We start from the raw sequence: 21,014 nt of genomic DNA on the forward strand, positions 1-21,014 counted from the left end.
CTATCGGCCGTGAAAGTTTTTTCACCTTGCCTTAGCGGGGCCGAAAAGGCATTCGCGCCGCCATCACTTATTGCGAAAGCCACGCAACTGGCGTCCTGACCGGGCGTTGGCCAAGTGGATTTGGCAGGAGACAAGGTTTTGAGCGACGTGACAATCGAAAAGCCGGTACTGGAGCCGACCGGCGCCCTGACTGTCGAAACCGTGCTGTCGGTGCGGCATTGGAACGAGCATCTGTTCAGCTTCCGCATCAGCCGCCCGGCAAGCTTCCGCTTCCGTTCGGGCGAGTTCGTGATGATCGGGTTGCAGGGCGACAATGGCAAGCCGCTGCTGCGCGCCTATTCCGTGGCCAGCCCCGCCTGGGACGAGGAACTGGAGTTCCTGTCGATCAAGGTGCAGGACGGGCCGCTGACGTCCAAGCTCCAGCTGATCCAGCCGGGCGACCAGATCTATCTTGGCCGCAAGCCCACCGGCACGCTGGTGACTGACGCGCTGCTGCCGGGCAAGCGCCTGTTCATGCTATCGACCGGCACCGGCCTGGCGCCCTTTCTCAGCCTGGCGCGCGATCCGGACGTGTACGACTTTTATGAAGAGGTCGTCGTGGTCCACTCCGTCCGCCGGGTCAGCGACCTTGCCTTCCATGACGAGATGACCGGCAAGCTGGCGGAAGACCCGCTTGTCTCCGAACAGGCCGCGAACCAGTTCCATTATGTGCCGACCGTCACGCGCGAACCGTTCCGCAACAATGTGCGGATCGACAAGCTGGTCGAGAGCGGGGCGCTGTTCGAAGGCATCTCGGGCGACAAGAAGTTCAACCCGGAGACAGACCGCGTGATGATGTGCGGCAGCATGGAGATGATCAAGCAGTTCGCGGCGTTCTTTGAGGGCGAAGGTTTTGTTGAGGGCTCCAACGCGGCGCCGGGCGCTTTCGTGATCGAGCGTGCTTTCGTCGGGTAAGCGGGCGGAAATCGGTGGTACGAGAGGGGCTGGCGGTGACGCTGGCCCTTTTTGTTTGGGAATGGGCGAACCTCTGCGCAGGACCATTTGTAATCACTGCACTTCCGTTATCCCAGCGAAAGCTGGGATCTCGTGAGGCTAGGCCGAGCGCCATCGACTGAGATGCCAGCTTGCGCTGGCATGACGGGATGGGAGTGTCGGCTAACGACCATTTGTGGTCGTTCCTTCCTCTGATTTCCACTCCCGTTAGCGGACTTTGCAAAACGAAGTTAGCTAGCATCACCTTGGCAATCTGTGGCAGGATTGAATTATGTGGAGCCTCACCCAGAAAGTCACTTTCGATCCCCGAAGCGGTAGACCTGAAGCGCCTATGTACTGGCGTTTGACCACGTTCTGCGTGATATCCGCGTGGATCTTCGCGGTGATTTTGGTCTGCTACACTGCGCTTGCCATTCGAGATGGTGCACCTGCGCTAGCCTTCATTTGCGCGGCATCCGCTGTTGTGTTGCTTGTGACTGTTTATCGACGCAGAAATCAAATACGGAAGCAGCAGCGGGAATTTGACCGCTTGGTTGCCGAATACGAGAAGGCGATTTTGCAGCCTCCATTCTGAAGGCTGGTCAGCGTCTGATAATTGAAAAACCTGCTCGCAACCAGACAGTCCCCTTCCCACCCGTTCAAGTCATCATCCGCCCGATTATGGGAGGGGCTAGGGCTGGGCGCGAGCGGAGCGAGCTTCTGGGTTATCCCACAAAACAAGGCAGATGTTGCGCCAGCCCACCCCCTAACCCCTCCCGCTTGCGGGAGGGGGAATGGCCGCCACCAGCCTCAAACCAATTCCACCTGTAGCACTGATGCCTCCGCTCCAACCACGCGTACCCGGCTTCCCGCTGGCGCGTCGGGGCCTCGGCAGGACCAGACGCTGTCGCCCACCTTCACGCGGCCGTGGCCTGCTTCGATGGGTTCGACCACCAGCACGATCTCGCCGATCAGGCGGGCGGTGCGGTCATTGAGCAATGGGTCCTGCGAGTTCACAGGATTGGCGACATACCAGCGGCGGCCGCCCCAGACCGATACCAGGCAAAGCAGGGCGAAGATCAGCAATTGCACCGGCACGGATACCGGCAACAGTAGCGCGATCAGCCCCGTCACCGCCGCCGCCAGCGCGACCCAGATCAGGAACACGCCGGGGATCATCACTTCGGCGACGCCGAGCAGGGCGGCGAAGACCAGCCAACCCCAATGATCGTCCAGCATGCTGAGCCAGTCCATCAGCTCTGACCCTGCGCGAAGGGGCTGCGGCGGGGCGGGGCTGGGGGCGAGGGAGGCGGCGAGCCGTCATTGCCCAAGGCTTCCTTGGCAAGTGCGCCGATGCCGCCCAGCGTACCGATCAGCTGCGTCGCCTCGACCGGGAACAGGATGGTCTTGGCATTGGGCGAGGTGGCGAACTGGCTCACCGCATCGACATATTTCTGGGCGACGAAATAGTTGATCGCCTGTGCGTTGCCGTTCGCGATCGCTTCCGACACCATCTGCGTCGCCTTGGCCTCCGCCTCGGCCTCGCGTTCACGGGCTTCGGCGTCGCGGAAGGCAGCTTCGCGGCGGCCTTCGGCTTCCAGGATCTGGCTTTGCTTCTGCCCTTCGGCTTTCAGGATTTCAGAAGCCCGCAGGCCTTCGGATTCCAGGATCAGCGCGCGCTTTTCGCGTTCCGCCTTCATCTGGCGGCCCATGGCGTTGACGATGTCGGCGGGCGGGCGGATGTCCTTCAGTTCCACGCGCGTGATCTTGATGCCCCAGGCGTTGGTGGCATGATCGACGACCGACAGCAGGCGCGCGTTGATTTCGTCGCGCTTCGATAGGGTTTCATCAAGGTCCATCGACCCCATCACGGTGCGCAGGTTGGTCGTCGCCAGCTGCATGATCGCGACGTACAGTTCCGAGACTTCATAGGCGGCCTTCGCGGCGTCCAGCACCTGGAAGAAGACGACGCCATCGACCGACACCATGGCATTGTCCTTGGTGATGATCTCCTGCCCCGGAATGTCGACCACCTGCTCCATCATGTTGATCTTGCGCCCGACGGCGTAGAAGAAGGCGGGGTAGAAATTGAGGCCGGGGCGCGCGACTTCGGTGAAACGGCCGAAGCGTTCTATGGTATATTGATAGCCTTGGCGCACCACCTTGACGCTGACGGCCAGATAGAAGAGCACCAGGAAAGTCACCGTTAGCGCGAAGGTCGTCAGCATCTTTTTCCCCCTTAAGAAGCGCTTGACTATGACGCGGATTCGTTAACGGGGAAAGTCAAACCGTCACGAAGGCGGTTGGGCCATACAGGAGACTGCCATGTTGCTGCGCCACGCCCGATCGTTGCTGTTCCTGCCGGCGTCGAACAAGCGCGCCATCGCCAAGGCGCGCACGCTTTCCTGCGACATGGTCATGCTGGACCTGGAAGATGCGGTGGCTGACGACCGGAAGGAAGAGGCACGCGCCAACGCTGTCGAAGCTGCCGCTGAAGGCTTTGGCAAACGGCTGTGCGCCGTGCGGATCAATGCCGAAGGGACACCGTGGCACGGCCCGGAAATGATCGCGGTCAAGCGTTCCGCCGCCAACTATGTCATCCTGCCCAAGGTCGAAAGCGGCAAGCAGGTGCGCGACGTGTTCAGCGTCTGCCAAAAGCCGGTCATCGCCATGATCGAAAGCGCGGCTGGCGTTCTTGCCGCCACGTCGATCGCGGCGGAGGAGGGCACGGCTGGACTGTTCATGGGCACCAATGACCTGCGGCAGGACCTTGGCATTCCTCCTTCGGCGGGTCGGGAAGGGCTGAGCTTCGCCTTGCAGTCCGTGATCCTGAGCGCGCGGGCAGCGCGGATCGCGGTATTCGATGGCGTGTTCAACCGACTGGACGATGAAGCGGGGTTCGAAGCGGAATGCGCTGCCGGGCACGCCCTTGGTTTTGACGGCAAGACGTTGATCCACCCGAGCCAAGTGCCCGTCGCCAACCAGGTGTTCGGGCCGGATGCGCAGGCGGTGGCTGATGCCCGCCGGCTGATCGAGGCGGCGACGGGCGGGGCTGAGCGGTTTGAGGGGCGCATGATCGAGGGGATGCATGTTGAGGAGGCCCGGGCGCTTGTTGCTCGGGCTGAGGCGGGGGTGGGTTGAGCCATCTTGTTCCCCTCCCGCAAGCGGGAGGGGTTAGGGGTGGGCGCGAGCGAAGCGAGCTTCTGAACTCGCGTCAAATGCAAATCTGGCGTTGCGCAGGCCCACGCCCGGCCCCTCCCGCTTGCGGGAGGGGGGATATGGCCTCTATCGCTTCGTAGCGTTGGCCGCATTCCCCGCCTCTGAAGGCACCGCCCCCTTCGCCGCAAAAACACGCAAGCTATCGAGCACCTTCTTCGCGATCGGCTGATATTGTTCGCTCAGCATCTCCGGATATACGAAGGTGGCGGTAACGATCCCCCCGTCCGGCTGGCGGAGCAGGCGCACGGCGACATTATTACCCTCGCCATCGTTTGCCGTGCCGCGATATTCATTGTCGCCGATGAAGTCGCCATCGACGCCTTCTGAACCGCTGCTCATCGATTGGACGACCTGTTGGAGCGTCTGCTGCTCTCCGTTGCGCTGCCAGAAGACGCGGACGTCTGCGCCTGCGCCGGGGTCCTGAAAGACCGTGCCATCGGGCGTGCTTGCGGCGGCATCCTGTTCCCAGCCTTCGGGGAAGCTGACCGAAAAGCCGCGATCGTCATTCACATAATTGCGGTTCTCGGCAGCCTCCGCCTTGCTCTCCGCCAGCGCCTTGGCCGTGGCGGCATTGGCGGCGGCGGCCAGTTCCTCCTGGCTGGGCATATCCGACACCGGCTCGGCGCGTCCGCAGGCGGCCAGCAGGAGGACGGAGAGGAGGGCGGCTTGGCTGAGCTTTTTCATGCCCTGTCCAAAGCATAGGCGGCCCGACATTTCAACGTCGCAACGATGCCGAGCGGCGGATGAGCGCTGCGCCGCGACGGGCGCGGTTCAGGCCGCGCTGTCGATCCCGAGTTCGGCGAGCTTGCGGTAAAGGGTCGAACGGCCGATGCCGAGGCGGCGGGCGACCTCCGTCATGCGGCCCCGATAATGGCCGATGGCGAGGCGGATGACATCCGCTTCGATCTCCGCAAGCTGGCGGACATGGCCGTCGCCTTCGAACAGGGTGATGCCGGCCGCTTCCCGGTGCGTCTGCGGCACGGTGCGCAGGCGGGGATGGAGCGGCTCGCCACTGGCGCGCGTCCGGATGTGGGCGGCGATCTGTGGAAAATCCTGCGGCGTCAAGGCGTCCCCTTCGCACAGGACGGCGGCGCGGAAGAGGGCGTTTTGCAGCTGGCGCACATTGCCCGGCCATTCATGCTGCATCAGCAGCGCGAGCGCATCGTCGGTCAGGCCCAGGCCACGCAGCCCCGGCTGGGTGGCGATGCGGGCCAGCAAATGGCGGCAGAGCGCGGGCACGTCGCCGATCCGCTCCCGCAGTGGCGGGATGGTCAACTGCACGACGTTCAGGCGATAATAGAGGTCCTCGCGGAAGCGGCCCGCTTCGATTTCATCGACCAGCCGCTTATTGGTCGCGGCGATGATCCGCACATCGACATGGACCGGCCGCCGCGCGCCCAGGGGTTGCACTTCGCCATCCTGAAGGACGCGCAGCAGCTTCACCTGAGCGTCGAGCGGCATTTCGCTGACTTCATCGAGGAAGATCGTGCCCATGTCGGCGGCGACGAACTTGCCGACCTGACGCTCGAATGCGCCGGTGAAGGCGCCGCGCTCATGGCCGAACAGGTCGGATTCGACCAGGTTGGCCGGGATGGCTCCGCAATTGACTGTGATCATCGCCTGCTTGTGGCGGGGCGAGGCCGCGTGGATGGCGCGGGCGATGACGTCCTTGCCGACGCCGCTTTCGCCTTCGATCAGGACGGGCACGCGGGCGCGTGCCGCCTTTGCCGCAATGGCGAGGGCAGCGCGGAATTGGGGGGCAGCGCCGACCACATCTTCGAACGAGAGGGCTGCGGAGATTTTTTCCGTAAGCGGGCGCAGCTCGCCCTTGCCATGCTCCTGCGACAGGGTGGCGTTGAGCGCGGCGAGCAGCCTTTCGGGTGCGACCGGCTTGGCCAGATAGTCCGTCGCACCAGCGCGCATCGCATCGACGGCAACAGCGACACTGTTATGCGCGGTCAGTATCAATATTGGCAGGGCGGGGCGGCGGCTGCGCAATTCGCGGACCAGGCCAGTGGCTTCCGGACCCGGAATCCACTGGTCGAGCAGCACCGCGTCGAGCCGCATGCCGTCCTGCGTGCCGAGCATGGCGATCGCCATGTCACCGTCGCTGGCGAAGATCGTGCGCCACCCGGCGCGTGCGGCGAGCGCCGACACAAGCCTGCGCTGGGCAGGCTCTTCATCGATCAGCATCAGCATGGGAACGCCGTCGCGCGCCATCTTACCCCTCTTCTTGTTCCGTGGCAGCAGCCTAGCCCAAGGGGGTAAAGGCGCCCTTAACCGGAAAGTTTTTCTTGCGTTGTTTCGAGGTTGAGGGGGGAGAACCTTGTCGATAAGAGGGGCGCGCTTAAAAACACAGGCGACTAAGGGAATGGAAATGGCGTCAGAAGGAAATATGGAGAGCGCGACCCAGACCTATTCGGGGTTCGTGTCCCTCGTGAAGTGGGGCACCACCGCATGCGTGGTGCTGGCTGCGATCGTCGTCCTGCTGATCTCCAGCTAAGACTGGAGCGGCGAGGGGGATGTCGATGAAGATCGCAATCATCAAGGAGCTTGCCGAAGGTGAGCGCCGCGTGGCCGGTACGCCGGAAACCGTCAAGAAGTTCAAGGCGCTGGGCGCCGATGTCGCGGTGGAAGCAGGCGCGGGCCTGACCGCCGCCATCGCTGACGCCGACTATGCCGCGATGGGCGCAACGATTGCGGATCGCGCCGCGACGGTGGCGGGCGCGGACATTATCCTGGGCGTTCAGGGGCCGGACGTCGCGACCATTACAGGCGCGAAGCCCGGCGCGTGGATCGTCGCGGGCCTCAATCCCTTCGTGGAGCGCGCGCGTGTCGATGCCTATGCAGCGGCGGGCTATGAAGCGCTGGCGATGGAATTCATGCCGCGCATCACCCGCGCGCAGTCGATGGACATACTTTCCTCGCAATCGAACCTTGCTGGCTACAAGGCGGTGCTGGACGCTGCGGCCGAATATGGCCGCGCTTTCCCGATGATGATGACGGCGGCGGGCACGATCTCCCCGGCCAAGGCGTTCGTCATGGGCGTGGGCGTTGCCGGGCTTCAGGCGATCGCGACGGCCAAGCGGCTGGGCGCGCAGGTGTCGGCGACCGACGTGCGCTCCGCCACCAAGGAGCAGATCGAAAGCCTGGGCGCGAAGGCGGTTTTTGTCGAAAGCGTTGCGGGTATCGAGGGCGAGGGCAAGGGCGGCTATGCCACCGAAATGTCCGAGGATTACCAGAAAGCGCAGGCCGAACTGGTGTCCAGCCACATCGCCAAGCAGGACATCGTCATCACCACCGCGCTGATACCGGGCCGGGCCGCGCCGCGCCTCATCACCGACGCGCAGATCGCGACGATGAAGCCGGGCAGCGTGATCGTCGACCTCGCCGTCGAGCAGGGCGGCAATGTCGAAGGCGCGGTGCTGGGCCAGGTGGTCGAGCGCCATGGCGTGAAGATCGTCGGGCACAAGAATGTGCCTTCGCGGCTTGCCGCCGATGCTTCGGCCCTGTTCGCGCGCAACCTTTATAATTTCCTCTCCGCCTTCTGGAACAAGGACCAGAACGCGCCGGTGCTGGACGAGGAAATAGGCAATGCCATCCGCCTGACGCAGGGCGGTAAGGTCGTCAGCGACCGATTGCAGTAAGGGACTGTTCCTCTCCCGTGCCTTGCGCGGGGGAGGAGGTCTTCGTTTTGGGGCGAGCAGTAGCGGCGGCCCCGCCGTGCGAATCTCCGTTTCGATCGGCCTCAACATGACCTTCAAAAGGCAGGAATGAGCGGGCTTCTCCTCTTCTATTTCCTTCTTGCCTGCACGATTGGTGCGATTGCCGCATGGCGCCTGTCGATGGACGACCTGAGCAGCCGAGTCGTCCCGCTATTCCTGCTCACCCCTGCTGGCATCGCCGGAACGCTGGTGGTTGCGGCGGAAGTGAGCAGCACTTGGGCGCGCTATCTGAGCCTGATTGCCCTCATTCTTGCCAGCGCTTCCTTTTGCGGCGGCTATGTCGCGACGCGCCGGGCTGAAAAATCGCAACAGGCAGCGAAACGCCCGTGAGCCCGAGCTTTGACGCGATCATCCTTGCTCAGACCGTAGCGGCGGCGCTGTTCGTTTTCGCGCTGTGGCCGCTGGGCACCGTGGCTGGCAGGCGGCGGCGCCAGACGGCTCTGGCAGGGACGGTGATCCTGTCCGCAGCCGCCGTCTACGACATGGACGTGCTCAACGCGCCGGAGATTATCGGCGCGCTGCTGATCGGCGGGGCGTTTGGCCTGTTGCTCGGACGGGAATGGCCGGAAAGCCGGTTGACGGTGCTGCTGACGATTTTCGCCGGGTTTGCGGGAGCGGCAATGATTTCCGCCGCCGCCGCGGCCTGGCTCAATCCCTTCGCCTTCGGCCTGGTTGATGAGGGGAGCGCCGATGTCGCGACGCGCCATTTGCTGGCTCTCGGCGTGGTGGCGCTGGCGGGAAGTGGCGCCTGTGCCGCCGCAGCCTTCGCGCTGTTGAGGCGTGGGGGCGGAAATATGGCATTGCTCGCTATCAGCATCGGAATGGTCGGTTGGGCCACCGCAGCCTTCGCTTTCCTGCTGGAAAATATGGGCCTGGCCGTTGTCGGCGGGCTTGGCGGAGCGGCGGGAACGGGAATCGCGTTGCGCTTATGCGGTGGCGCGCGCGGGAAGGGGCTTGCCGACGCGGAGGCCCGTCCGTAACGCTGAAGCGGACAGACGCCGGGGCACTCCCGGACGGCAATTGGGGTAAGGCGCACCATGCAGAAGCTCGGCCTGATCGGCGGTCTCAGCTGGACATCGACGGCACGTTATTATCAGATCATCAATCAGGCGGTGTACCGCGCGAAGGGCGGGCAGCACAGCGCGCCCCTGCTGATCGAAAGTCTCGACTTCGCCGACATCGGCCGCTCCACCACGGAGGAGGAGTGGGCGCATGCCGCGCAGGTGCTGACCGCGTCCGCCCGGCGGCTGGAGCAGGCGGGGGCAAAGGCGCTGCTGATCTGTGCCAACAGCATGCACCGCGTCTATGAAGAGGTGCAGGGCGGGGTGGACACGCCGATCATCCACATCGCCGATGCGGTGGGCCGCAAGATGAAGGCCGACGGCGTGCAAAGGGCTGCCCTGATAGGCACCCGCAACGTCATGACCGAGAAATTCTACCGGCAACGGCTGGTCGGCCACGGCATTTCGCTGCTGCCTGCGGACCTGGAACTCGCCGAGCGGATCGACCGCATCGTTTATGAGGAACTGACGATCGGCAAGGTCAGCCGCGAATCCGAACGCTATATGCGGTCGGAACTGACGGACATCGCCAAGGAGAATGTGCAGGCGGCGATCCTTGCCTGCACCGAACTGGAAATGATCGTGGATGTGAAGGCGAACGTGCTGCCCATCTATGACGGCACGGCGATCCACGCGCGGGCCGGGGTCGATGTTATCCTGGGCGACTAGTCCGGCACTCCGTTCGTTTCGAGCGCTGTCGAGAAACGAATAGACCGGACAAGAAAAGGGGACGCCCTCTCGGACGTCCCCTTCCTCCCCTTTTTAGCTTGTCTCAGAATGCCGTGCTGATCGAGCAGGCCGCAGGGCCAAGGATCACGACGAACAGCGTCGGCAGAATGAAAAGGATGAGCGGCACCGTCATGATGGCGGGCAGACGCGCGGCCTTTTCCTCGGCGCGCATCATGCGTTCATGGCGGAATTCAGCGGACAGCACGCGCAGGGCCGAAGCGAGCGGTGTGCCGTATTTCTCGGTCTGGATCATGGTCGTGACCACGCCCTTGATCGCATCCAGCTTCACGCGGTTGGCGAGATTTTCGAAGGCCATGCGCCGTTCGGTCAGGAAGCTGAGTTCGATCGCCGTCAGCTGGAACTCGTCGCCCAGTTCCGGATAGGCCTTGCCCAATTCCTTGGCGACGCGGCTGAAGGCGGCATCGACGGTCAGGCCCGCCTCGGCGCAGATGACGAGCAGGTCGAGCGCGTCGGGCAACCCCTTGCGGATCGCGGCGGAGCGCTTCTGGATCTTGTTGTCGATGAAGATGTCGGGCGCCTTGTAGGCCAGCAGCAGCGCCACGGCGAAGGCCATGAAACGCTTCGCGCCGCCCCAGTCGGGATAGATGCCGACGCCATAGAGCAGCAGAGCAGCCAGACCGCCGATGACGATCGGCAGCACCATGCGGCCGAAGATGACGGCGACCGCCAAATCCTTCGACCGGATGCCCGCCTGCGCCAGCTTCAGCTGGGCCTCCTTCAGCTGGTCGTCCTGCAACACCTTCAGGCTCGACAGGAAGGACCGCATCTGGTCGGTCGTCTGGCTCTTCTTGACCAGCTTGGCGCGGCGGCGCGCGGTGGACGCGGTGATCCCCGCCTTCAACTGTTCGCGCCGTTCATTGAGCGCTTTGACCCGCTTTGCCATCGGGTCGCGCACGGTCATTACCGTATAGAGCACGAACAGCATGGCCAGCGTCGCCATGGCGGCAAGCAAGGTGCCGAAATCCGTGGCGTTCATGCCGAAAAGAGTGCCGGCGGGGGAAGCGGTTTCCATGTCTTTCTATCCCCCGTCAGATTTCGAAGTTGATCATCTGCGCCATGATGAAGACGCCTATGCTCATCCAGCACATGCCGCCCAGACCGATGACCTGCATCGTCGACATCCCAAACAGGCCGGCCGGATCGGGCGTGAAGAAGGGGTGCATGTAACTGAAGTTAATGTAACAGATCATGCCGAACACCAGGAACGGCAACGCGCCGATGATGTAGGCCGACGCCTTGGATTCCGACGACATGGCGCGGATTTTCAGCTTCATCTGCGCACGCTGACGCAGCACGGTTGCGAGGTTGGAGAGAGTTTCGGCAAGGTTGCCGCCCGTTTCCCGCTGGATCGCGAGGCTGATGACGAAGAACTGGAATTCCGGCGTGCCGAGGCGATCGGCCGTTTCCTGCAACGCCTGATCCATCGTCTTGCCGATCTTGATGCGCTCGGTGATCAGCTTGAATTCCTCACCCACTGGCCCAGGCACTTCGTTTGCCACGACGCCCAGCGTTTCGGTGATGGGCAGGCCCGATCGCAGACCGCGTGTCAGCAGTTCGAGCGCGTCGGGAAATTTCATCGTGAACTGCATCACCCGCTTCTTGATCAGGCGGCCGACCCACATGTGGGGCAGGGCGAGCCCTGCAGCCAGGCTGACCATGATGGCGAGCAGCGGTGCGAAGCCGCGCACGAACAGAAAGGCGCAGATGCCCAGAGCAATGAAGGCGCAGGAGGTCATATATTGGCTGACCGTCCATTTCTTGCCGGTCATGCGGATGCGCTTGGCCAGATTTTCCGGGTTCGGAACCAGCGAAACGAGCATCTTCATCTCGTTGCCCGGCTGTCGATTGGAAATGGCCTTGCGCATGCGCGCTTCCATCAGCGCGTCGGTCGATCCGCTGTGACGTTCGCGGATCAGGGCGACACGGCGCTTGCTGGCCTTTTCAGCCGAGGGGCCAGCAAAGGCCATCGCTACCAGACCCAGGAAGGCCGTCAGCAGCATGATCAGCAATATCGAATTGCTCATGGTATCGCCCGTTCCGTTAAAAGGTATGCCGCCAGATGACGGCATGCCAGAACCAAATCTAGGCCTTGGCCTTGTCCTTGCGCGCCGGGATCAGCCCCCGGAGGTCGCCGATCTTGCCGAGCAGGGAGTCGCCCTTTTTCTTTGCGGGCTTGCCATCGACGGCTTCGCTATCCTCGGCTGCCCCCATGGTGGCGTCGAGCAGGCTGACGCACGCGGCGCCGACCTTGCTGCCCTTGGCCGCCTCGGCCAATGTCTTGCCCAGCTTGGCGGCCTGCGCCGCGACCCGCAGGTCGAAGGGGATCAAAATGTCGACCTTGCGTTCGATCGAGGTTTCGAAATCCTTGCGGCTGATTTCCTGCGCGCTTGCATGGACGCGGTTGGCAACCACGATCACACGCGTTTGGGGGGCGTTGCTCTTCAGCCAGGACAGGATGCGAATCGAATCGCGCGCCGCCGCCAGCGTCAGTTCCGTGACCACTACGGCGACATTGACGTCGCTCATCAGGTGCGGATGCTGGATCAGCATATGGCGCGGCAGATCTACGACGCTGCATTCGAAAGCGGCGCGGAACTCCTCCAGCAGCTGGTAGAAGGCGCCACCATCGGTCAGCATCGGCTGGCTGATCGGTGCTTCGGCCGACAGGATCGCCAGCGTGTCGCTCGCCCGTACCATTGCGCGCTCGATGAAAAGACCATCGATGCGGCTGGGGTTATCGATCGCGTCGGTCAGGCCACGGCCCGGCTCCAGGTCCATCGCCAGTGCGTTGGTGCCGAAATGAACGTCGAGGTCGAGCAGCGCGGTCGGCCGCTTCTGCTTGTCGCTAAGTAGCCAGGCGAGCGAGGTGGCGATGCTGGAAGCGCCCACGCCGCCGCGCGTGCCGATGACGGCGGTGGTCAGATGCGGCCGTTCAGGCGCCGCGTCGCGCGGGGCGAAGAACACCGCCTGCGCCTGAGCCAGTGCGTCGCGAAGCTGGTCCGCACCAAAGGGTTTCAGGAGATAATCCTGAATGCCGCTGGCGACGAGGTCGCGGTAAAGGCGCACGTCGTTGACCTGACCGGCGGCGATCACCACCGTGCCGGGTTCGCACACTTCGGCAAGGCTGTTGATGTCGTTCAGCGGGTCGCCGCTTTCGGACATATCGACGAACAGGATTTGCGGGCTGGCGCTGACCGACAGGCTCTGCACGGCATTGCGCATGCCGCCCTTGTTCACCTTTTCCGGTGCCCAGCCCATCTCGGCCGCGACCATCGCCAGCAGATCGTGGCTATGATCGTCGCAAACAAAGGCGTGGAAGGGATCGCGCTGTCCAGACATGGCAGGTTTCCAGGGTGCGTTCATGATCAGCGTCCTAAGTTCTTGAGATCGCCCGAACCGGTCGGCGTCTTTTCACGGTAGGTCGAAATGGCCCGGTTGGATGTCGCTGTGCGCAGGTCGCTTTCGCTGCTCTGGCCGCGCACCAGATCTTCAGGATTGGCGACCATCGCGGCAAGATTGCTGTTCACGGCGCAACCGTAGTTGGAGGTGGCGCCGAGCTGGGATTCGGTTTCCTTCTTGCTCGACCAATCGGGGCAGCCGGGCACGCGTGCCGTTGCACGGCGCACCACCAGCCGGACGCTGCCAGCAGGCGCGGAGCCTGCCGCAGCGGAGCTGTCCTCACCCACCAGCATGCCGTGGCGGGCGACGACATCGGCGATGCTTTCGCGCAATTCAGGACTGTAATAGGCATCGGTAACGATCGCGACCTGATCGCCATAGCCAAGGCCGATGGAAGCGAACCAGTCGTCCAGGCGCCGCGCTTCCGAAGGGGCAATGGCGCCGTCAGGGCCAGCCTGAACGTCGAAAGTGTAGGTATCGTGGCTGACGACCGGCTGATGCACCGATTCGACCCCGCGATTGACGCTGGAATTGCAGGCGGCAAGCGGCAGCGCCAACATGGCGAGCGTGCCGAAGCGGAGGATATTTTTGGCGGACAGGGAAGTCATGACTGTCGTCCTTCCGATCAGAAGCTGAAGCCAGGCGCGGCGGCGGCTTTCGCCGAACGCTTGCCTGAGTCGCGGGGAGCTACCGCCCGCGGGTCGGACGTCGGCGCCGGGCCGGGTTCGCGGCGTGGCAAGGGCGCGCGCGCGCCGCTCACCCCGTCATTCCCCTGCTGGAGCAGAAGGCCCTGGGCGATATTGGCATTGCGGAAGCCATCGGTCGGCAAGTGCACGTCCGACGCGTTCATCGGCTTCACCAGATAAGGGGTGACGACGATGACCAGTTCGGTCTCATGACGCTGGAACCGGCGTGACTTGAACAGGCTTCCAAGGATCGGGATTTCGCCGAAGCCCGGCGTCTTGCTGATCGAGTTGGCGGTGTCGTTGTTGAGCAGGCCAGCGATCATGAAGGCCTGGCCCGAACCCAGTTCGACCGTCGTTTCAGCCGTGCGGCTCTTGAGCGCCGGGACGGTGGTGTTCACCGAGAAGTCGAGGCTCGACACGGTGGGGCGGACGCGCAGCGAGATGCGGCCATCGGCCAGCACGGTCGGCGTGAAGGCAAGCTGCACGCCATATTGTTTGAACTCGATGCTGTTGCCCTGCGTGCCGTTGCTGACGGTGTAGGGATATTCACCACCCGCCAGGAAGCTCGCCGTTTCGCCCGACAGCGCGGTCAGGTTCGGCTGGGCCAGCGCGGTGGCAAGGCCGCTCGATTCGGCAAGGTCCAGCGCACCCGCGACATCCATGCCGAGCAATTTGGCTACGAAGCCGAGCGACGTGGTGCCGTCGATCGGGCTGTTGAACGTCCATTGACGAGTGATATCGCCATTGGGAAGGCCCGGCACGAAACTACCTGAAGTCGCGAAGCCACGATCGGATCGGTTCATGTAGCCGCTGAAGTTGCCTGATCCCGTCCCAAGACCCCTCAGATTCACGCCGATCTGATGCCCTATGTCGCGGCTGACTTCCGCGATCTTGACCTGAAGATTGACCTGAAGCGGCGTCGCGGTGCGCAGGCGGCTGACCACGGTCACTTCCTTGCCCACAAAGGCCTGCGTCAGCCGTTCGGCCTCCGCTGCATCTTCTGGCGCGGCGACGGTGCCGGTCAGCAGGACCATGCCGTTCATCTTATTGACGGCGATGGCGGCCTCGGGCATCGCGAGCTTCAGCATTTCGTCGATATTCGACAGGTTGTTGCCGACCCGGACGGTGCCGGAAAACAGCACCTTGCCGTTGGTCGCGGTGGCGAAGACGGTGGTTTCACCGGCTGCCTTCGCGATCAAATAGAGCTGGTTCTGGGCACGGACATGGACGTCGACCACATTGGGGTCGCCGATCACCACGTCCGACATCTTCGCGCCCAGGTTGATGACCTTGCTGCCGCCCACCGACATCAGGATCGCATTGTCCTGCATCGATGAAGGCGCGGCGTTGAGTGCGGTGGTCGGCGTGGCGGCCATGGCGGCGGCGAGGCCGAGAGCGATCGCGGGGCCGATGAGCGGTTTCACCGCCTTCTTGCCCGCATCAATGTTGATACGCTTCATCTTATTTCCCCCCGACCGGAACGACGGTCACATTGGTGCCGCGAGCGATGCGGATCACAGGTCCGCTGACGCCGCCCGGCGCTGCCTGACCGCCGCCCGCGGGCACTTCGATTCCGGCGGTCTGCACTGGCTTGGCGGGGACGGAGCTGCGCTGGTAGCGAGATACGTCCGCGCCTGTGGAAAAGGTGCTGCCCTTGTCGACCGGGCGAGCGGCGAGCTTTGCGATGATCTTCTTTTCCGCGTTCGGATTGGCGCCATCAGGCAGATCGACGTCGGCGCCAGCTATGGCGGCGTCGAGGTCCGATGCATTGTCGGCGATCGAGCGCAGCGTCAGCGACAGCGAACCGATGGTCTGCGCCACCGCGATCTTTTCCGCGATCTTGGGTGTCACTTCGATGGTGACGTTGGAATAGGTTTGCACGACCGGCTTTCCGTCCGCGCCCAGCGCGTCCATGCGCTGGTCGGTGGCGAGCACGCGCAGGTTGCGCAGGATGGTTTCAGACACCTTCAGCGCTTCACCGTCGCCGCCGCCCGCTACGCTCTGCGTCAGCATCAGGTCGACGCGGTCGCCGGGGAACACGAAGCCCGCGACCGAATTTTGCGCGGACACCGGCACGGTGATGGCGCGCATGCCCGGCCCGAGCGCTGCGGCGAGGAAACCGCGCTCACCCGGCTTGATCACCGAACCGACGGTCATCGGCTGACCGGCCGAGATGGCGGTGCGCACGACGCTGCCCGCCAGCTTGGCGGGATCGGTCTGGCCCTGAATGTAATAGGCCTGCTCGACCAGATCTTTCGGCCATGGCTGGAAGCGGAAGCTTTCCGCGTCGAGGATGGTGCCCACTGGGAGCGCCTTGGTCGCGACCAGCACATGAGGCTGATCCGCTTCCACCGGCATGGATGAAGCACTAGCCTGGGGCGCGCTAGACGAACTCAGCATGTTGCGCGCGAGAAGAGCTGTTGTGACCGCTATGATAAGCGCCCCCGCCAGCAGCACGATTTTCTTGCCGTCCATGATGAAATTCGCCTCCCTCAGTCAGGCAAGTGTCGCCCGAACCCCGAATTTTACGCAAAATGGTTAAGATATCGTTCGCCAATCAACCAAAGGGCTGCGACCGATATTGCGATACCGTAAGGAATCTGCGGCTGGCCCAGCCGTCGGGTCGTCCGGTGGTGGACCACGGTGACGATCGTCACCACGCCCCCGACCATGGCCATGACCATCAACATCGACAGCACGGCTTCCCACGGGAACCACAGCGCCAGCGCGCCCAGCAGTTTGACATCGCCCCCGCCCATGCATCCCATGGCGAAGAGCGCGGCGAAAAGCGCGAACACGGTCAGTGCCAGTGCGACCTGCAACAGCATGCCCGGCCAGACTGGCATGCCATTGGCGATCCACCACAGCGGAGCGAGCGCAGCGATGACCAGGTTCAGCCGGTTGGATATGATCCGGGACCGCAAATCCGTCACCGATGCGATGACCAGCAGCACGCCAAGGGCGCACAGCAGCGCCGTCGTGAAATATTCCCCCGTCATGAATCTAAACCCTAGACCGAATGGCTTACCAAACCGTAACCATGCGCCCCATGGATTCGCCCGTGTCTGTTCCCCCGGCCTTTGACCGTCGCGCATGGCCGATGGATGGGCGGCTCGATTACTGGACCGCGCCCGATGGCTGGCCGTTGCGCCGCTATCGGCTGGGCGAGGGACAGCGCGGGCGGTTGCTGATGCTCGGCGGGCGCGGCGACATGATCGAGAAATATCTCGAAGTCATCCACCACTGGGCGGACCGGGGCTGGGCGGTCAGCGCCTTTGACTGGCGCGGGCAGGGCGGCTCGGGCAGGCTGAGCAGCGATCCGCTCTGCGGCCATATCGACGATTTCGCGCTATGGGTTGCGGACCTGGAGGCTTTCGTCGCCGATTGGCGGGCGCGGGGGACAGGGCCATGCGTGATCGTAGCGCACAGCATGGGCGGGCATCTGCTGCTGCGCGCGCTGGCCGAGGGCATGGCCCCGCCCGACGCTGCGGTCGCCGTCGCGCCAATGATGGGCGTCCATACCGCCCCGCTGCCACGCTGGCTGGCGGTGCTGATCGCCCGGACCATGTGCGCGCTCGGCTTGTCCCACCGGCAGGCCTGGGCCCAGAAGGAAGATTCGCAGCGGCAGCGGGCAATGCGGCAGAAGCGGCTGACGCATGATCCGGAACGCTATGCCGACGAACTCTGGTGGCGCGATCATAGCCGGGACGTGGCGCTTGGCGCGCCCAGTTGGCGCTGGGTGGTGGAGGCGCTGCAATCGACCTTCGCGCTGGAGAAGGGCGGCAAGCTGGAGCGCATCGCCGTGCCGCTGCTGATCCTTGCCGCCAGTGCCGACCGGCTGGTGTCCACGCCCGCCATCCGCCGCATCGCCGCGCGCATTCGGGGCGCGCGCCTGCATGTCTATGGGCCAGAGGCTGCGCATGAGATCTTGCGCGAAATCGACCCGGTACGGCTGGATGCCCTGCGGCGGATCGACGCCTTTCTGGATGAGAACGCGCCAGCATGAGCCGTTTCGACATCGTGATCGTCGGCGGCGGCATAGCAGGTGCCAGTCTGGGCGCGGAACTGGCGGGCCAGGCGTCGGTGCTGATCCTGGAACAGGAGGAAAGCGCTGGCTATCACGCCACCGGCCGCTCCGTCGCTTTCTGGGAGGAAACCTATGGCGGGCGGCAGGTGCAGCCGCTCACCACGGCGTCCGGGCCGCTGTTGCACTCGCCCGATCCGGCCTTCGCAAGCCGATCCTTCCTAACGCCCCGACAGACGCTGTTCGTCGGGCGGGAGGCCGATAGGGCAGAGCGCGACCAGTTGATGCGGGAATTTTCGGGCTGCGTCGAACTGCGCCCCGTTGATCCCGCCGCGCTGGTAACGGGGCTGCGACCCCATTGGACGATCGGCCTGCTGGAACCGGGCGTGTGCGACATCGACGTCGCCGCATTGCACCAGGCGTATCTGAAGCGCTTCCACGCGAAGGGCGGCAAATTGCGGCTGGGCACTGTTTTCGAGCAGGCGACCGCAACGCCGGGCGGCTGGCGCATTCAGACGAACGGCGGCGTCATCGATTGCGGCATCATCGTGAACGCTGCTGGCGCATGGGCCGATGATGTCGCACGGCGCAGCGGCGTCGCTGCGATCGGCATTACCCCCTTGCGCCGCACCGTCGTGCAACTGCGCGTGCCCGCGATGCCGTCACCCGACCTGCCACTGGTCATGGACCTTGGCTCCAGCTTCTATTTCAAGCCGGAAGGCGAGGGGCGCATCTGGCTGACCCCGCATGATGAAGAACCTTCGCCACCCTGCGACGCCGCGCCCGAAGAACTGGCGGTGGCGCAGGCGATCGCCCGCTTCGAAGATGTCGTGGACTGGCCGGTCGAGGCGGTCGAACGCAAATGGGCAGGGCTGCGCAGCTTCGCGCCGGATCGCGCGCCTGTCTATGGCTTTGACATCGATGCACCGGCTTTCTTCTGGTTCGCGGGGCAGGGCGGTTTCGGCATCCAGACCGCACCCGCAGCGGCGTTGCTGGGATCGGCGCTGGTGACCGGCGGATCGATGTCCGAAGCGGTGAGCGGGATCGATCCAGCCGCTTATTCTCCCGCCCGTTTCAAGTAAACTAAGGCCGGGGTACGGCTATTCGGAACGAAGAGGCGGCCATCACGTTGGGTCAATGGCCGCGCCCATATAGATGGGATACAATAAAGATGCGGCCGATCCTAAAGCATTTTCGAAGCGGATGGGATCATCTGCTGGGTAAGAAAATGCGGAAAACAAAAGACAATTAGAGCATGATCCAATTCAGTCTGATCGGCTCATGCTCTAGGAGTAGGAGAATGCCGTGATGAGAAAGTCGATATTATCAGGGTCGGTCCTGATCCTGTCAGGACTTTTTATGGCAAGTAGCAGCACCAGCTTTGCTCAGCCAACAGAGGAAATTATCGTGACGGGTCGCTATAGCGACGCCCAATCCCTTTCACAGAATGTCAGTTATGCCGATCTCGACCTCAGCACAAAGGCCGGGAAGGACGAACTGCGCCACCGTGTCGCGCTGACCGCCCGCTATCTGTGCGACAAGCTGGGCGAATCGGGTTCCTCGTCAGCCGTCGTGCCCAGTTGTCGGGATGCCGCGGTGAAGGACGCGATGGGACGGGTCGGCACGGTCGAAGAGGGCTTTGCGCCGCGTGGGACGACATGGGTCGCCGGTACGCGCTGGCAACCGCCTTATCCTGCGGACTGGACAGCAAAATATCCCTGAGCCCTGTCGGGGGAGCGGCGTTTCGCTCCCCCGTTCAGATGCGGAAGAGTTCGGCGGCCGCGCAGGCGAGTTGATCGGCGCGCTCATTTTCAGGGTGACCGGCATGGCCCTTCACCCACTGCCAGCTGACCTTATGCGGCGCGGCTGCTGCCAGCAGCGCCTGCCATAGCTCGGCATTCTTGACCGGCTTGCGATCGGCGGTCTTCCAACCATTCTTCTGCCAGCCGAACATCCATTTGGTGATGCCGTCCATCACATATTTGCTGTCGGTGTAGAGCGTCACCTGACAGGGCCGCTTGAGCGCATTCAGTGCTTCGATGGCGGCCGTCATTTCCATGCGGTTATTGGTCGTTTGCGCCTCTCCGCCGGAAATTTCCTTTTCCGTGGCCCCAGAGCGCATCACCGCGCCCCAGCCGCCTGGGCCGGGATTGCCCTTGCACGCGCCGTCGGTGAAGATTTCGACCTGCGACAGCGCGCTCACGCTCGCAGCAACTCGGCCGGGGCGGTCTGCGCATAGAAATCCAGCCGCCGCAGATAGGCCAGCGGGTCCTTGCGCGTCACCAGCGCGTCGGCGGGCGTGTTGATCCAGTCATAGGCTCTCGTCAGCAGGAAGCGGAGCGCCGCACCCCGGCACAGGATCGGGAAGGCGGCCTGCTCGGCATCCGAAAGCCCATGCGCCGCCTGATAGCCAGCGAGCATTGCGGCCGACCGATCGGCAAAGAAGTGCGCGCCATCATTGCTGAACACCCATGCGCTGTGCGTGACGGCCAGGTCATAGGCGCGGATATCGGTGCAGCTGAAATAAAAGTCGATCAGGCCCGTCACCTCATCGCCCAGCATCAGCACATTGTCGGGGAAAAGGTCCGCGTGAATGACGGCGCGCGGCAGCTCGGCGGGCCAGTGCGCGTCGAGATAGACAAGTTCATCCGTGACCCGCTGGCCAAGGCCGGGCGCGATATCATCGAAATGGTCGCCGCACTTTGCCGCCAGATCGTGCCAGCCAGCGATGTCGAGCGCGTTGCGGCGTTCGCCCGCAAAGCCTTCCGCCGCGCGATGCAGCTGGCCCAGCGCCGCGCCTGCGGCTTTCGCCTGTCCGGCGGTCGGCTCGGTGACGGATATGCCGGTCAGGAACTCGATCAGGCAGGCGGGTCGTCCGCCGAGCTGTTGCAGGCGCTTGCCCTCTCGGTCCGCGATAAAGCGCGGCACCAGACAGCCGCGCGCGCCGAGATGATCGAGCAGGTCCATGAAGAAGGGCAGATCCGCTTCATCCACCCGCTTCTCGTAGAGAGTTAGGATATAGCGGTGGCCATTGCCGTCCGCGCCGGTGGTTTCCAGCAGATAGTTGCTGTTTTCCACCCCCTCGGCGATCCCCTTGGCGGAGACCAGCCGTCCCGCGTCATAGCGAGTCAGGAAGGCGTCGATTTCCTCGGCCGGGACATGGGTATAGACCGCCATA

General features: G+C 63.8%; 24 protein-coding genes. 11 read left to right on the forward strand and 13 right to left on the reverse strand.

Annotated elements, in window-relative coordinates; translation table 11 throughout:
- Window positions 1-138 precede the first annotated feature (138 nt).
- Window positions 139-954 carry a ferredoxin--NADP reductase gene (locus ACZ51H_RS01135; protein WP_449471277.1) on the forward strand — a complete coding sequence of 272 codons (816 nt, stop codon included), beginning with the start codon at window positions 139-141 and terminating at the stop codon, window positions 952-954.
- A 310-nt stretch (window positions 955-1,264) separates the two neighbouring features.
- The gene (locus ACZ51H_RS01140; RefSeq protein ID WP_464771906.1) at window positions 1,265-1,567 is read left to right on the forward strand and encodes a hypothetical protein; all 303 of its coding nucleotides are present in this window, start codon (window positions 1,265-1,267) and stop codon (window positions 1,565-1,567) included.
- A 215-nt stretch (window positions 1,568-1,782) separates the two neighbouring features.
- Here ACZ51H_RS01140 and ACZ51H_RS01145 read toward each other — a convergent pair whose 3' ends face one another.
- Window positions 1,783-2,226, reverse strand: a complete 444-nt coding sequence (locus ACZ51H_RS01145) for an NfeD family protein (protein WP_464802192.1) — start codon at window positions 2,224-2,226, stop codon at window positions 1,783-1,785.
- Complete coding sequence (locus ACZ51H_RS01150) at window positions 2,226-3,200, reverse strand: SPFH domain-containing protein (RefSeq protein ID WP_464802193.1); 975 nt, start codon at window positions 3,198-3,200, stop codon at window positions 2,226-2,228. Before ACZ51H_RS01150 ends, ACZ51H_RS01145 begins: the two co-directional genes overlap by 1 nt.
- A gap of 97 nt (window positions 3,201-3,297) precedes the next feature.
- On the opposite strand from ACZ51H_RS01150, the gene ACZ51H_RS01155 reads away from it, so the two are divergent.
- Complete coding sequence (locus ACZ51H_RS01155) at window positions 3,298-4,113, forward strand: HpcH/HpaI aldolase/citrate lyase family protein (RefSeq protein WP_464802194.1); 816 nt, start codon at window positions 3,298-3,300, stop codon at window positions 4,111-4,113.
- A gap of 144 nt (window positions 4,114-4,257) precedes the next feature.
- Here ACZ51H_RS01155 and ACZ51H_RS01160 read toward each other — a convergent pair whose 3' ends face one another.
- Window positions 4,258-4,875, reverse strand: a complete 618-nt coding sequence (locus ACZ51H_RS01160; RefSeq protein ID WP_464802195.1) for a hypothetical protein — start codon at window positions 4,873-4,875, stop codon at window positions 4,258-4,260.
- 87 nt (window positions 4,876-4,962) lie between these two features.
- The gene (locus ACZ51H_RS01165; RefSeq protein WP_449471287.1) at window positions 4,963-6,411 is read right to left on the reverse strand and encodes a sigma-54-dependent transcriptional regulator; all 1,449 of its coding nucleotides are present in this window, start codon (window positions 6,409-6,411) and stop codon (window positions 4,963-4,965) included.
- A gap of 157 nt (window positions 6,412-6,568) precedes the next feature.
- Here ACZ51H_RS01165 and ACZ51H_RS01170 point away from each other — a divergent pair, with 157 nt between their 5' ends.
- From ACZ51H_RS01170 to ACZ51H_RS01190, 5 genes are all read left to right on the forward strand, one after another.
- Entirely contained in the window at window positions 6,569-6,694 is a 126-nt protein-coding gene (locus tag ACZ51H_RS01170) for an aa3-type cytochrome c oxidase subunit IV (RefSeq protein ID WP_449471288.1), read from the forward strand.
- Window positions 6,695-6,719: 25 nt separating this feature from the next.
- Entirely contained in the window at window positions 6,720-7,838 is a 1,119-nt protein-coding gene (locus tag ACZ51H_RS01175) for an NAD(P) transhydrogenase subunit alpha (RefSeq protein WP_464771910.1), read from the forward strand.
- A 126-nt stretch (window positions 7,839-7,964) separates the two neighbouring features.
- Window positions 7,965-8,246: an NAD(P) transhydrogenase subunit alpha part 2 gene (locus tag ACZ51H_RS01180; RefSeq protein WP_464802196.1), complete on the forward strand. Its 282-nt coding sequence runs from the start codon at window positions 7,965-7,967 to the stop codon at window positions 8,244-8,246.
- Window positions 8,243-8,896 (forward strand): hypothetical protein, encoded by a 654-nt coding sequence (locus ACZ51H_RS01185; RefSeq protein WP_196225416.1) that lies wholly within the window; start codon window positions 8,243-8,245, stop codon window positions 8,894-8,896. Before ACZ51H_RS01180 ends, ACZ51H_RS01185 begins: the two co-directional genes overlap by 4 nt.
- Window positions 8,897-8,953: 57 nt before the next feature.
- Entirely contained in the window at window positions 8,954-9,646 is a 693-nt protein-coding gene (locus tag ACZ51H_RS01190; protein WP_196225417.1) for an aspartate/glutamate racemase family protein, read from the forward strand.
- A gap of 103 nt (window positions 9,647-9,749) precedes the next feature.
- Here the strand turns inward: ACZ51H_RS01190 and ACZ51H_RS01195 are convergent, their stop codons facing one another.
- The 7 genes from ACZ51H_RS01195 to ACZ51H_RS01225 are packed head-to-tail and all read right to left on the reverse strand — an operon-like array spanning window position 9,750 to window position 16,811.
- Entirely contained in the window at window positions 9,750-10,739 is a 990-nt protein-coding gene (locus ACZ51H_RS01195) for a type II secretion system F family protein (RefSeq protein WP_196225418.1), read from the reverse strand.
- 16 nt (window positions 10,740-10,755) lie between these two features.
- Complete coding sequence (locus ACZ51H_RS01200; RefSeq protein WP_196225419.1) at window positions 10,756-11,751, reverse strand: type II secretion system F family protein; 996 nt, start codon at window positions 11,749-11,751, stop codon at window positions 10,756-10,758.
- A 58-nt stretch (window positions 11,752-11,809) separates the two neighbouring features.
- Entirely contained in the window at window positions 11,810-13,090 is a 1,281-nt protein-coding gene (locus tag ACZ51H_RS01205) for a pilus assembly protein CpaE (protein ID WP_196225420.1), read from the reverse strand.
- Between the two features lie 2 nt (window positions 13,091-13,092).
- The gene (locus ACZ51H_RS01210; protein ID WP_449471299.1) at window positions 13,093-13,734 is read right to left on the reverse strand and encodes a CpaD family pilus assembly protein; all 642 of its coding nucleotides are present in this window, start codon (window positions 13,732-13,734) and stop codon (window positions 13,093-13,095) included.
- Window positions 13,735-13,751: 17 nt separating this feature from the next.
- A complete protein-coding gene (locus ACZ51H_RS01215; RefSeq protein WP_464802197.1) occupies window positions 13,752-15,272 on the reverse strand; it encodes a type II and III secretion system protein family protein in 1,521 nt (506 codons plus the stop codon).
- 1 nt (window position 15,273) lies between these two features.
- On the reverse strand, window positions 15,274-16,287 hold the full coding sequence (gene cpaB, locus ACZ51H_RS01220) for a Flp pilus assembly protein CpaB (protein ID WP_464802198.1): 1,014 nt from the start codon (window positions 16,285-16,287) through the stop codon (window positions 15,274-15,276).
- A gap of 50 nt (window positions 16,288-16,337) precedes the next feature.
- The gene (locus tag ACZ51H_RS01225) at window positions 16,338-16,811 is read right to left on the reverse strand and encodes an A24 family peptidase (RefSeq protein WP_460987543.1); all 474 of its coding nucleotides are present in this window, start codon (window positions 16,809-16,811) and stop codon (window positions 16,338-16,340) included.
- 41 nt (window positions 16,812-16,852) lie between these two features.
- On the opposite strand from ACZ51H_RS01225, the gene ACZ51H_RS01230 reads away from it, so the two are divergent.
- The 3 genes from ACZ51H_RS01230 to ACZ51H_RS01240 all read left to right on the forward strand — a co-directional run bounded on the left by ACZ51H_RS01230 (window position 16,853) and on the right by ACZ51H_RS01240 (window position 19,558).
- Window positions 16,853-17,818, forward strand: coding sequence for an alpha/beta hydrolase (locus ACZ51H_RS01230; RefSeq protein WP_464802199.1), 966 nt, complete (start codon window positions 16,853-16,855; stop codon window positions 17,816-17,818).
- The gene (locus ACZ51H_RS01235; protein WP_464802200.1) at window positions 17,815-18,918 is read left to right on the forward strand and encodes an NAD(P)/FAD-dependent oxidoreductase; all 1,104 of its coding nucleotides are present in this window, start codon (window positions 17,815-17,817) and stop codon (window positions 18,916-18,918) included. Before ACZ51H_RS01230 ends, ACZ51H_RS01235 begins: the two co-directional genes overlap by 4 nt.
- Window positions 18,919-19,195: 277 nt before the next feature.
- Window positions 19,196-19,558, forward strand: coding sequence for a UrcA family protein (locus ACZ51H_RS01240; protein ID WP_449471309.1), 363 nt, complete (start codon window positions 19,196-19,198; stop codon window positions 19,556-19,558).
- A gap of 34 nt (window positions 19,559-19,592) precedes the next feature.
- Here ACZ51H_RS01240 and rnhA read toward each other — a convergent pair whose 3' ends face one another.
- Window positions 19,593-20,039: a ribonuclease HI gene (rnhA, locus tag ACZ51H_RS01245; protein WP_464802201.1), complete on the reverse strand. Its 447-nt coding sequence runs from the start codon at window positions 20,037-20,039 to the stop codon at window positions 19,593-19,595.
- On the reverse strand, window positions 20,036-21,013 hold the full coding sequence (gene thrB / locus ACZ51H_RS01250; RefSeq protein WP_449471312.1) for a homoserine kinase: 978 nt from the start codon (window positions 21,011-21,013) through the stop codon (window positions 20,036-20,038). Before thrB ends, rnhA begins: the two co-directional genes overlap by 4 nt.
- Between the last annotated feature and the right edge of the window lies 1 nt (window position 21,014).

The organism is Sphingobium sp. TomMM15, from assembly GCF_055397045.1.